This window comes from Empedobacter sp. ULE_I140 (genome assembly GCF_053482575.1).
Map to the genome: position 1 here is coordinate 2,273,948 of NZ_JBQMTX010000001.1, position 12,997 is coordinate 2,286,944.

General features: G+C 30.1%; 8 protein-coding genes. 3 read left to right on the plus strand and 5 right to left on the minus strand.

The genetic code is table 11. The features are described from left to right. Window positions 1-14: 14 nt before the first annotated feature. A complete protein-coding gene (locus ACTS9J_RS10850) occupies window positions 15-1,340 on the minus strand; it encodes a DcaP family trimeric outer membrane transporter (protein ID WP_291052391.1) in 1,326 nt (441 codons plus the stop codon). A gap of 589 nt (window positions 1,341-1,929) precedes the next feature. Here ACTS9J_RS10850 and ACTS9J_RS10855 point away from each other — a divergent pair. Continuing rightward, window positions 1,930-2,769, plus strand: a complete 840-nt coding sequence (locus tag ACTS9J_RS10855; RefSeq protein ID WP_185144180.1) for a GNAT family N-acetyltransferase — start codon at window positions 1,930-1,932, stop codon at window positions 2,767-2,769. A 52-nt stretch (window positions 2,770-2,821) separates the two neighbouring features. Here ACTS9J_RS10855 and ACTS9J_RS10860 read toward each other — a convergent pair whose 3' ends face one another. Further along, complete coding sequence (locus ACTS9J_RS10860; RefSeq protein ID WP_125349835.1) at window positions 2,822-4,630, minus strand: chloride channel protein; 1,809 nt, start codon at window positions 4,628-4,630, stop codon at window positions 2,822-2,824. A 163-nt stretch (window positions 4,631-4,793) separates the two neighbouring features. On the opposite strand from ACTS9J_RS10860, the gene ACTS9J_RS10865 reads away from it, so the two are divergent. Continuing rightward, window positions 4,794-5,261: a DUF6265 family protein gene (locus ACTS9J_RS10865; protein ID WP_448353232.1), complete on the plus strand. Its 468-nt coding sequence runs from the start codon at window positions 4,794-4,796 to the stop codon at window positions 5,259-5,261. On the opposite strand, the gene ACTS9J_RS10870 is transcribed toward ACTS9J_RS10865, so the two are convergent. After that, the gene (locus tag ACTS9J_RS10870; RefSeq protein WP_291090032.1) at window positions 5,262-6,455 is read right to left on the minus strand and encodes a Pycsar system effector family protein; all 1,194 of its coding nucleotides are present in this window, start codon (window positions 6,453-6,455) and stop codon (window positions 5,262-5,264) included. Window positions 6,456-6,479: 24 nt separating this feature from the next. Between ACTS9J_RS10870 and ACTS9J_RS10875 the strand changes: the two genes are divergently transcribed. Continuing rightward, the gene (locus tag ACTS9J_RS10875; protein ID WP_448353233.1) at window positions 6,480-10,202 is read left to right on the plus strand and encodes a metallophosphoesterase; all 3,723 of its coding nucleotides are present in this window, start codon (window positions 6,480-6,482) and stop codon (window positions 10,200-10,202) included. Window positions 10,203-10,235: 33 nt separating this feature from the next. On the opposite strand, the gene ACTS9J_RS10880 is transcribed toward ACTS9J_RS10875, so the two are convergent. Both ACTS9J_RS10880 and ACTS9J_RS10885 read right to left on the minus strand, forming a co-directional pair. Further along, a complete protein-coding gene (locus tag ACTS9J_RS10880) occupies window positions 10,236-10,649 on the minus strand; it encodes an SRPBCC family protein (protein WP_221855866.1) in 414 nt (137 codons plus the stop codon). 3 nt (window positions 10,650-10,652) lie between these two features. Next, complete coding sequence (locus tag ACTS9J_RS10885; protein ID WP_448353234.1) at window positions 10,653-12,971, minus strand: hypothetical protein; 2,319 nt, start codon at window positions 12,969-12,971, stop codon at window positions 10,653-10,655. Window positions 12,972-12,997: the final 26 nt, after the last annotated feature.

Consider the following 12,997-nt stretch of genomic DNA (forward strand, 5'->3'; position numbering starts at 1 on the left):
TTTTTTGTGTAATATTAGAAGTTAAATAATGTTGTCAGTTGAAATCTATTGTTATTTGCTAAATATTTATTTTCGGTTCCCGTACCTTTTATCGTCGCATCTGCCCATTGCGCTGTGCTTCGATCATATTCTAATCTAAATTTTAAGGCTTTGCTTAAGGTAAGATCTAAACGAGGAACTATTTTGTACAAATAATTTACAGTGCGTGTACCTGGAGTTGCCGAAATTGCGCCCCAATTTGTCGTTACACCATAAGATGTTGATGCAATTGCTCCTTCTACAGGATTTTTGACACCATTATTTCTAACATAACCTGCAAATAATCCGAACGAAAATTTACCTGTTGAGTTTTGTTGCAAATCAATCCACATACTATGCGTATTCATTGGTTTATATGTTTCAACAGCCGTCGGACTTGTTTGATATCCTACAATTCCACCAAGTTGTACAAAAGACGACGCATCTTGCATCAAATATCCAGCGAAAGTTACTTGTAAAGGTTTTGTATTTAACTTAGAATAAGCCATAAACGAAACATTTTCAACTCGTTCATTAGACTTAACAGGAGGATTTCCTGAAGATAATTTTGGCTTCAAATTTTCATATTGCGCACCAATTCCGGCAGTAAAAACTTGTGATTTATATTGAAATTGAAGATGAGCCGCTGGCATTCCACTATTTCGAAAGGGCTCTGTATTTGGAGTAAAATCTCGTTGAGAATGTAAAGCAGCAATAACTTTAAATTTGTCTGTGAATTTATGCGTTAAACGAACTTGAGGATTACGATTCAAAGCATAAACAGGCGCACCAGTTCCATAATTTGCAACATTTGGCAAAGCTTCTAACACAACGAAAGGATGCCAATATTGTCCAATCCCTAATTGCGTTTTCTCCCAATCCAACATCACATATGCGTGACGCAAACGAAACTCGTTGATTCCTCCTTCTGTTGCTCCAAAAAATTCTCCCTCTAAAATACCAGAAGTTTTAGCTCCAAGTAATTCTGGACCTTTCAAATTAACACCAGCTCTCGAAACAATCGATAACATGTGAAATTTAGAAGCTGCATTGATATCAGCACCGTTTACATCCGATAAACGATCTTTTGGATAAAGCGGAACCAAAGCCTCTCCTGCTCCAATCATTTGACGCGTATCCATAAAAATATCATTCCTGATAAATCCATAAAACTGCACATCAACTTTGTCTTTGTTTTCTCTTGGTTGTATTAATTCTACTTTTTCTACAACCACACTATCTGTCGTTTTCTGTTGAGCAGAGACATAGCTATAGCTGCAAAATATAGCTAGACAAGCCAATTTTGTTAAATTTTTACTCATTTTTTTTGTGATAATTTGAACGACTAAAATAATCAAAAGAAAAAAACTAACAAATGTTCGTTAATCATTTTTTAATAATTTTTCAAAGCTTTATTAAATTCATCATATGTTTAAATATTTTTTGAGAAATAGATATTTTGAAATAAGTTTTGGAAAGAAATTTTGAGAATTTGGTATTTTAATTAGTGTACGAAATACACTTTACTTGAATTCTTAGAGGAGTATTTTTCAAAAAAAAATCGAGAGAAGAATAATTGTTTCAACAAATGAGGAGAAAGTTAGACTTCTCTCGTAGTTTTAGTTTTAAAAATGTATGCAAATTTATTGATTACAGAATTTTCTTCAGCATAATCAATAATAAGCTTATGTTAAATCATAAAAAAAGAAGTTTTCTTAATTCTATATATTATCCTCTACACTATTTTTAAAATTTATGTATAATTATTCAGTCAATATTATTAAATAAATTATATTTTTATCAAATTCGGATTACATAGTTCAAATAAAATTCAATCTTTATTAATTTTTTAAGATTTTTTTTAGAAAAAACTTAAATGTTGGGGCTATTTTTGCTATGCAAATTACAGCTATGCAAACAAACATTGAAATACACTCATTAACTCATGTTGATTTGGAAGAATTATCAGCCTTATATAATCTTTCTTATCAAAATTATTACGTTTCTATCAATCTTTCAACTGAACAATTTCAGGGAAAATTAAAAATGGAAGATATCAATCTTGATTATTCTGTAGGTGCTAGTATTGATGGAAAATTAGTTGGCTTTTTACTTTATGGAATTAGAAATTATAATGATGTAAAAACAGCTTATATTGGTGGAACGGGCGTTTGTCCTGAACATCGTGGAAAAAAAATCACACAACAAATGTTAGATTTTAGTTTTCCAAAATTGAAAGAACAACAAGTGAAAAACATATTTTTAGAAGTAAATATTAAAAATGATTTTGCTATTAACGCTTATGAAGCTTGTGGTTTCGAAAAAACAAGAACTTTAAATAGTTATAAAGGAATTCCAATTTTGGTCGTAAATCCATTACATGAAATTATAGAATTTAGTGATTTAGATTTGATTACAAGTGAAAACTTTTGGGACATAAAACCTACTTGGAAAAATGATATTCAAAGTGTAAAAAATATCATCGAAGATTGTCAAATAAATGGAATTTATGAAGATGGAATTTTAGTTGCTTATAAAATTATCAACAAAAATAATACACGTATTTATCAATTTGGTGTTCATCACGATTATAGAAATCGTTATTTAGCTTCCATCCTTTTCAGCGATTTGAAAAATAAAGAGATTAAAATGATTAATGTTGACGAAAGAGAAATCTCTACAAATGATTTTATTCAATCGATGGGATTAGAATTGTACGACAAACAATATGAAATGAAAAAAGAATTATAATGAAAAGCCTCTAAAAATAGAGGCTTTTTTTGTATATTATATTTAAATATTTCTACTCAATTCTCAACTTATTCAAATTACTTCGATAACTTTCTAATAATAAACTTTCGGTTACATAACCTTCAAATTTACCTTTTTTAGTGAGTAAAATATAATCTATTTTTTTTGCTTCCATCATTTTCATCACGTTAGCAGCATTCGTAAAAATAGATGTCGAAGTTGCTTCTGTTATACATTCTAAGTAACTTTTATCAATATTATCATTAAAAATAAATGATCGAATATTATCTAAAACTATAATTCCATGAATCGATTTATCTTCATTGAGGACTGGAATAAAATCTTGTGTTGTAGTAGAAAAAATTTCTTTTATATCTTCAATTGAATTGTAAACCGTCAATGTTTTGATATTCTTGATATAAATCGAAAACAAATCAATTTTATTAAACAAATTTCGGTCTTTATCAGATGTAAAAACAATTCCTTTTTCTGCTATTGCGTATATATCCATCGAATATTTGTCGTATCGTTTTGAAATTGCAAAACTTATCGAAGAAACAATCATTAAGGGAATAATTAATCCATAACCTCCCGTAATTTCGGCAATTAGGAAAATTGCTGTTAATGGCGCATGAAATAACCCACTTAAAACAGCTGCCATTCCAACAACAGTAAAATTACCGACTGGAACTTCTTTGAAACCGATTAAATTAAAGAATTTTGCAACGAAAAAACCTAGATATGACCCAACAAATAACGAAGGCGCGAAGTTTCCTCCGTTTCCTCCACTTCCTAAAGTTAAACCTGTTGCAATAGATTTGATTAAAATTGTGACAAAAACAAATCCTAAAACTATCCATTGATTCGTTCTAAAACTCTCTAACAATGAATTATTTAAAATAAAACCAGCTTCATCATTTGCTAAATATTTTATACTCTCATAACCTTCACCAAATAATGTTGGGAAAAAGAAAATCAATATTGCTAAACTTCCCGCTCCAACAATCGCTCGCCAATATACATTATCCGAATAATTCCCTATCAAATGTTCAACTTTACGAAATAATCGAGCATGGTAAACTGAAACAAACCCCGCTAAAACACCCAAAATCACATAGAAAATAACATTATGATAATCAAATCCTAACGCATAACGAAAGGATAATAACATATTGCTTTTTAATGTTAAATTGGCAATTAAAGCTCCTGTTGCAGAAGATAACAATAAAGGAATAAAAGCAGTAACACTCATATCCGCTAATACAATCTCTATCGCGAACAAAACACCTGCAATTGGTGCATTGAATGCAGTCGCAATACCAGCTGCAACACCACAAGCCAACAAAAGTGTTCTTTCTTTGTATTTGAATCTGTAATATTGTGCATAATTAGAACCAAAAGCTGCACCAGTAATTGTAATTGGAGATTCTAAACCAGCCGAACCACCCATACCAACTGTTAAGGAACTCGTTAAAATCTGAGCATACATCTGTTTTTTAGGCATTATTCCAGACTTTTTAGCTACAGCAATCATAATTTGAGAAGTTCCCTTTTCTATCGAACCATCCAAAAATTTCTGCACAACAAAAACCGTCAACAAAATACCTATAATTGGCAATATACTATTGATATAAGGTAGTTTGACTAAATTATTAATATAAATAGTAAATTGAAAAACATTGTGCGCAAAAGTTTTTAGCACAATCACTGCAAAAGCAGATGAAATAGCTACTAAAATACACGATAAATACAAAAATTGTCGCTCTGATAAAACCAATTTTAACAGGTTCAACAAGTTTTGAAAAAAATTAAATGATTTTTTAATGTATTGAAAAAACTTTTGTTTTGTAGAAAGTCGCATACTTCAAAAATAGTGTACCTTTTGTTTATTGCCTAATTTAACTGCCACGAATTATACAAAAAGTAAACCAATAATACATAAAAGAATAAAATTTTTGAGAAAAAATCATTTCTATCATTTTAACTATTTCAAATTGATTATTTTTACTATTAAGCACACTAATATGAAACTATTTACTTTTCTTCTTTTATTTATTTTTTTGTTGAATTCTTGCGAATCAACTAAAACTTCTGCTGATAAACCAAGTTTTGATTTTTTGGTTGGAGAATGGATTAGAACAAATGAAAAATCGGATCGAAAAACGTATGAAAACTGGAAAAAAGTTGATAAAAACACTTTTTTAGGTTGCGGGTTTACAAACAAAAATAATGATACAATTTCGCAGGAACATCTTACTATCACAAAGATTGATGATAAATGGATATTGAAAGTTAATTTGGACAAAACTAAAAAAGAGACAACTGATTTTGAGTTAATCAATTCTGATAGAAATTCGTTTACATTAGAAAATCAAGAGAATGATTTTCCTAAACTTATCAAATATTGGAAAATTGGTCATCAGTTAAAAGCTGAAATTAGTAATGATGAATCAAGTAATATTGCGTTCGATTTCGAAAAAGTAAAGAAATAATTAAGCTACATTTGTGATCATCGCGTAAGCAAACGTTAGAACAGATAAAATAGTTCCGATCATAAAAATTGTGTACGTAATGCTTAACAAACGATATTTACGTTCCAAGACTTTTCCTAAATAATACAAATCTCTTGTCAAAGACGTATATACATAGTCGCGGTCTTTCATCAGTTCTTGCATAGCATCCTCGTAAGCATCAAGCGACATTTGATAAAAATTACCAAAGAAAAGCAAATTCACTTTTTTGTTTTTGATATCTTCTTCGTTAAAACTTTCGTATGTTACATTTGGTTTAGTTGCTAAAATTGCAAAAATAATTGAAACAACGCTTGATAAAAGCATTACAATTGAAGGTAAAAGTAAATATTCATTCTTTGGACTTCCTAATTTTGGAACCAAAGTAGAAAGTGCAATCGAAATCACGATGGCGTTTACAGACAATAAAATGTTGGCTTTACTATCAGCAATATCGCTTAAACGAGTATGATTATTTAATGTTACACGAAAAAGTGTATCAACACCACGATCTGGTTGTTGAATCTTATCGTTTTTCTTTTTCTTGATTTCATACTTATTAGGAATATCACCAATCAATTCAATCTCTTTGATTTTATTTTGTGTAAAGATCAAATTTTCTTCTTTTCCTTTCTGCCAAAGCTTTTTTGCAGCATCCGTATAAAAATGATGAACCTTTAAAAAAAAATTTCTATTCTCTACATGCCATTCGTAATCAGAAAATTCTTTGTGACAAATTTTGGCAATTTCATCACGTAATAATTCAGAAATTTTAGGATATTCAGTTTGTCCTAAATGAAAGTTATCTGCATCTTTTACAATTGCTTCACCTATATTTATCGGAACATTATTTAGCGCTGTGATTAAAATATAATCTTGAACTTCTTTGATGTAATTTTCGTCAAAATTATGCTCGCTCAAATATTGTTTTGCAATATTTGCACTTTCACTTTCATGACCTTGCACGGTTTTTGTATATCCCGTATCATGAAACCAACCAGCAATTAATAATTTCTCTTGTAAATCTGTAGAGATTTGTTCCTCCGCGCTCAAAGTTTTTATAGCTTCTACAACTTTTACAGTATGCATAAAATTATGATACGTAAAATCTAAAGAAAGATTATCTTTGAACAGATTGAAAACATAGTTTTCTAAATTTAATAACAATTGGTTCATCACAAGTTTTTAACGCTTAAATGTATGAAATTATTACCAACACTGAACAACAAAAAATTGAATTATCCTTTTTTGGCTTTAGTAGGTTCTTGCCTTTATATGACATCTTGCGCTACGCAACATCCTCAATATGGTAGAAACATTAAGACAGAAAAAGTACAAAATGTAGAAGGAAATAAAATTCAATCTATCTATTTAATAGGCGATGCAGGAGATCTTGATCAACCAAAAAATAAACAAAATTTAGAAATTTTAAAGAATCAATTAGCGAAAGCTGACTCTTCTTCTTATCTTTTCTTTTTAGGTGATAATGTTTACGAAAATGGAATTGTAACGGATTCTACAAAAGCTGAATATACAACAAGTAGAGAGAAACTTCAATTTCAGATTGATTTAGCGAAAGAATTTAAAGGAAAAACCCTTTTTATTCCAGGAAATCATGATTGGCGAAATGGTGTAAAAGGATTAAAAGAACAAGAAAAATTAGTCAAAAAACAATTGGGTAATAAAAAATCATTTTTACCAAAAGATGCGTGTCCAATTGATAAAATAAATGTAAATGATAGCATCGGAATTATTGCGATAGATTCTGAATGGTATTTACAAGATTGGGACAAACATCCTGGTCTAAATGAAAAATGTGATATCAAATCACGAGAAGCTTTCTTCGAAGAATTAGAATCGCAATTGAACAAATATCAAAACAGAACAACTGTTATCACGATGCATCATCCGTTATATTCGAACGGAACACATGGTGGACAATTTGATTTCAAAAAACAGTTTTATCCATTAGGAGATAATTTCAAAGTTCCATTACCTGTAATCGGATCTTTTATTAATTTATTAAGAAGTACAACAGGTCTTAGTCCTCAAGATGTTAATAATTTCAAATACAGAGAAATGGCTTCTCGTATTGCAACACTAATCGAAAATAGAAATAATGTAATTGTTGTTTCTGGACATGATCACAACTTGCAATACATTCAGCAAAACAATGTCAAACAAATTATCAGCGGTTCTGGTTCTAAAAAAGAATCGGCAAAAGCGGTTGGTAAAAACGATTTTTCTTACGGAGATAATGGTTTTGTTGTCTTAGATTTGTATGATAATGGTGCTTCTAAAGCTAATTTCTATGGTTTTAAAGACGGTGGAATCGAATTATTATTAGCAAAACAAATTACAGAAAAGAAAAAGGAATATTTGGCTCAAGTTTATGATGATAAAAAAATGCCAAAAACGAAAGAAACAAGTGTATATCCATTAGACGTTACACGTAAATCTGATCCGTATAAATTCTTTTTTGGTCGTCATTATCGTCGAACATATGGACAAACAATTACTGCTAATACTGTTAATTTAAGTCATCTAAATGGAGGTTTAACCCCTGTTAGAATGGGTGGTGAACATCAAACGCAAAGTTTACGATTGGCAAATGCAAAAGGTGAAGAATACAATATGCGCTCGGTGAAGAAAAGTGCCACGCAATTTATTCAGCAAGTAGCATTTAAAAATAAATATGTTGCAGATGAATTTGAAGATTCGTTCACAGAGAAATTTTTGATGGATTTCTACACAACCAATCATCCATATTATCCATTAACAGTTGCTAATTTGATGAAACCAATCAATATTATGCATTCTACGCCAAAATTATATTATATTCCAAAACAAGAAGCCTTGAAAGCATATAATGAAAATTTTGGTGATGAATTATACATGATAGAAGAACGACCAATGTCCGGATATCAAGACGGTGTTTTCGGAAAACCAAAACATATTGTTAGCACAGATGATATGTTGGCTGCGATTCACAAAAACAAAGATGTTGTCGTGGAAAAACAGGCCTACATTCGTGCACGACTTTTTGATATGTTAGTTGGTGATTGGGATCGACATTCTGATCAATGGCGTTGGGGCGTTTACAAAGAAAATAATCAAACTGTTTACAAACCAATTCCACGTGATAGAGACCAAGCATTTCCACGTTATGACGGACTTTTCTTTCATTTGATTATGAAAATTCCTCCGCTTAGACATATGCAAGATTACAAAGATGATATCAAAAATGTAAAATGGTTCAACAGAGAACCTTATCCGTTGGATTTAGCCATTTTAGAATCATCCAATCTTGATTTATGGAAAAAAGAAGCAAAATATATTCAAGATAATTTGAGTGATGATTATATCAAACAATCATTTGAATTAATTCCTGAAGAAACAAAACAAGAATATGATCAAGAAGTGATTAATAATCTTATTGCCCGAAAATCTAAATTAGAAAAATTTGCTGAAGAATATAATAAAGTTCTTCGCAAATTAGTTATTCTGAAAGGAACAGACGAAGATGAAGATTTTGTGATCACTCGTTTACCAAAGGGAAAAACAAATGTAAAAATCTATTCAGGACAAGATCGAACTTTAATTCTTGATGAAGATTTTAATAAAAAAGAAACAAAAGAAATTCGTTTATATGGATTAAACGGAAAAGATAAATTCAAGGTTGAAGGAAAGCCAAATAACGCTATTTTAGTTCGTATTATTGGTGGAATAGATGACGATATATACGAAGTAAAGCGTTCTGCAAAAGTAAAAGTATATGATTACGCTAACGGAAGCGATGCATCTGAATCTACCTTTTTAACATCGAAAAATTTTGTCAACGATTACGAAGTTAATACATACGATTACAAACAACCGATGTATAATTTCTTTACTATGTTACCTAATATTGGCTACAATCCTGATGACGGAATAAAAATTGGTTTATCGCCAACCTACACTGTCAACGGTTTTGATCGTAAACCATATTCGCAACGTCACAATTTGCAAATAAGTTATTATTTTGCGACAGGCGGTTGGGATGCCAAATATAAAGGAACGTTTACAAAAGCTTTGGGTAAATGGAATTTAGATCTTAATGCAGCTTACACGAGCCCAACTTATAGTACAAATTTCTTTGGTTTAGGAAACGAGACCATGAATAATCAAGAAGAAATTGGAATGGATTATAACCGTGTTCGATTAGAAAGTTATAGCATTGGACCGTCTATTTTCAAGATTATGAATAACAATGGTCGTTTAGATTTTTCTGCAATTTATAGTTACAAAAAGATTGAAGAGAATAAAGATCGTATTGTCGAAGATTTCCCATCAATTAATAGAGACGTTTTCAAAGGACAACATTTCGGAGAAATTGGAGCTAAATATTTGTTCAAAAATTACGATAACGAATCATTACCAAAATTAGGCATGACATTTTTAGCTAATGCGAAATGGATTTCTAACTTGACAGATTTTGAACGTAATCATTTTTACACAGAACTTAACTTAGGTTTCACACACAAAATCTCTGCAAATGGAAGATTAACAGTTGCTTCTATGCTAAAAGGTAAAGCAGTTTGGGGTAATTTTATGGAATTCTACCAAATGGCTAATTTAGGTGGAGATCAGGATTTACGTGGTTATCGATTAGGTCGTTTTGCAGGAGACAAAGTTTTCTTACAAACATCTGATTTACGATTTGATGCTTTACGTTTCAAAGCCGTTGTTCCATTACGATTAGGCGTTTTTGTTGGAGCTGATTATGGACGAGTTTGGTTAAACGGAGAAGACTCAAATAAATGGCATTCATCTATGGGTGGCGGACTTTGGATAAACGGAGCACAATCTATTACCGCAACAGTTTCATACTTTAAAGGTGAAGATCCAGGGCGAATCGTTTTTGGATTGAATTTCGGATTTTAACATATAAAAAAATAACCTTCAAAAATTTGAAGGTTATTTTTTTTGTACATATTTCTTGATTGCTTGCATCATATTTATCCACGCATTCTCTGAATGTGAGCGTTCATAATCATCTGCAAAATCTTTTCCTTCAATTGATAGATAAGTAAAATTACCCGAAGATTTTAGATTAAAAATTACTTCAATCTCATGGTCTGTATTATGTTTTTTATAATTATATCGCAAACGTTCATTCTCCATAATAGATGTAATCAAGGCTTCATCTACCAACGTTTCATTATTTTTTTGCGTTACAAATTTTATCTTCTCTCCTACTTTCCATTCGTTACATGTCATTTTTATGTTTTCAAAACATTCATTAAACGCTTGTTCATCTGTCAAAACTTTCCAAATATTTTCGGCAGTACTATCTATCGAAATATTAAGCAATACATCATCTTTTTCCATTCTTTATTCTTCTATTTTAGTATATTTTTCGAGTTTATTTTTATAATTAATCGAAACTCTAATTGCTTGCAAACCGCTTATACCCTGCAAATCATCAATTTCCAAATTTTCAACATCTTTTTTCAAAAATTTCTTATCAATTAATAAATTGATATAATTTGAGTATTCTTCTTTTAGAATATCTTCGGTATATATAATACAAATTTTATGTGGCAAATTGATTCGTTCATTTGTTCCTTTCACAAAAGCTTTACTCAATCTTTTTTTGATTATTTCATATTTTGCATTGTTATATCCATTAACATCAAAACGTTTCTCATCTAATTTGAACAAAATATCTAAAGTGGTATTCGTTGCAAAAACCAACGAAGCAACCTCAACTTTTAATGGTGTTTTTTTCTGAATTTCTTTGTAAGATTGTTCCAAAGCTATCATCGCTTGTAGTTGCCAATATCTAATTTCTCGAATATTTTGATAGGAAAATTTTTTGAACGGCGCAATACTTCGCCCAACATACAAATTGTAATCAATTCCATCTGTCTTGAAACGCTCATAATAATGCGGAAATACATCTTGAGCATCTTTCTGAAAAGTGTCTAATTTGTTCGACAAAAGTGAATTTGTCATTACAATTGTTTGGTCAAATTTTTTGCGATCTACGTAAAATAATCCCGTTGTAGAATCTAATTTTTTTAGATATTCTTCGATAATCGATTTCTCATCATCCTTTACATATTTGGGAATTTCAGGATGAATATGCAACGTAATGTAATCAAATAATTCACTTTCGAAATAGATTTTATCTACATTATCTATTCGTTGCAAAAAATCAGTCAAATCGTCACTATAATCCAAAAATTTATTCTTTTTTGTACGATTATATAACTCGTTACAAATCAAAATCAAGTAATTAATCTGATTCGTGTAATCCTTTTTTAAACATTGATTTCGAATCACTGACGAATTTCTCACATCCAATTCACCATAAATTGGATATACATTTTGAAAAGAAATCTGCGATTTTTGTTTTGTGTTTCCCGGATGCAATATGTGTTCGCGAGCTTTTTCTCTAAATTTCCAATCTACACTTGGATGCAACGACGTATATTCGGTTTGTATATAAGCATTGATTTGATTCTCAAACTCAACCGTATAGCGATAAATAGATTCTTCTAGAAGAGGCGTGATTTCGCGTAAAAGGTTTGCATTAATTCGATTGAAAACTCCAGCTTCTTTCGAGCCTATTTCTAAAATACCTAAATGAGATTTTCCGTTTTTCAATGGATAAAGAATCAAACTTTTTAGACCAGATTCATTTGCCATTCTCAACATTTTATCTTGTGGAAACTTCTCCAAAGCTGCGTCAATATTAGAAACAACATAATAATCTGATTTCGATATTTTGTTCTCTAAATCAGCACAAAAAACTTCATTCAGTTTTATTTTTTTATGATTATCAATCAGTAAGCTATCATTCAATTGTAATAAATGACTAATTTCTAATTGATTTTTATCCGAATTATAAGCCGAAAAACCAACTTCTAAATTATTGATCCTAAAAATAGATTTTAATGCAGAAATAATATCATTTCGAACAATATTAAAAGGTTCTCCATAAGATAATAATTTAGATTTTAAGTTAGAAAGTGCAATTTCAGTCGTATTGTCAAAAAATGAAACAAGATTAAACCCTTTTGCAATCCAAGATCCAATTGGAATTTTTCTCATCCACAAAGCTGTATCTTCATAATTATTCAACAACTCTTCAATTTCCTCTTCAGTCAATTTAAATTTATCTTGGGATGGATAAATCTGAAAATAATCGTGGTTAATATCAGTTCCAAGGTATGTTCTGTAACCATTTTGATTGTCTATAACCAACTGATTTGATAAATTAAAATCTAAATTTTTATGATAATACTTAGACAAGATGAAACAACAACAATACTTATACAATGTATCATAATCTAAATCTTCAAAATTGAATTTTAGTCGTGATTCATTATTATCAATCAACTCTTTAAGTCGATCTGTTGCAAAAATAAATTTGTCAGAAAAAGGAAAAGTTATCGCTTTTAAATTATATTTTACAAATGGTTTAGGAATAATTTTCTCAATAATTGGCTCAACATCTTTAATAATTTTCTGAAAATCTTCAAATGTTTCAACACCATCAATCAACTCTGGTCGAGTAGCTTTCAGATATTCTAAAAAAGCTTTAAACTCTCCAAAGTTGTATTCAGATCGTTCTAATTCTTCAATCAGCGATTGGAACGAGTAAATAATTTTGATGGGTAATTTATCGATAAAATTTTCTTTCATATATGATTTAAAAATAACAAAAGACT

Excerpts from the sequence above, each read along its gene's own strand:
- ACTS9J_RS10850 (WP_291052391.1), bottom strand. The coding sequence starts at position 1,340 with ATGAGTAAAAATTTAACAAAATTGGCTTGTCTAGCTATATTTTGCAGC.
- ACTS9J_RS10855 (WP_185144180.1), top strand. The coding sequence starts at position 1,930 with ATGCAAACAAACATTGAAATACACTCATTAACTCATGTTGATTTGGAA.
- ACTS9J_RS10860 (WP_125349835.1), bottom strand. The coding sequence starts at position 4,630 with ATGCGACTTTCTACAAAACAAAAGTTTTTTCAATACATTAAAAAATCA.
- ACTS9J_RS10865 (WP_448353232.1), top strand. The coding sequence starts at position 4,794 with ATGAAACTATTTACTTTTCTTCTTTTATTTATTTTTTTGTTGAATTCT.
- ACTS9J_RS10870 (WP_291090032.1), bottom strand. The coding sequence starts at position 6,455 with ATGAACCAATTGTTATTAAATTTAGAAAACTATGTTTTCAATCTGTTC.
- ACTS9J_RS10875 (WP_448353233.1), top strand. The coding sequence starts at position 6,480 with ATGAAATTATTACCAACACTGAACAACAAAAAATTGAATTATCCTTTT.
- ACTS9J_RS10880 (WP_221855866.1), bottom strand. The coding sequence starts at position 10,649 with ATGGAAAAAGATGATGTATTGCTTAATATTTCGATAGATAGTACTGCC.
- ACTS9J_RS10885 (WP_448353234.1), bottom strand. The coding sequence starts at position 12,971 with ATGAAAGAAAATTTTATCGATAAATTACCCATCAAAATTATTTACTCG.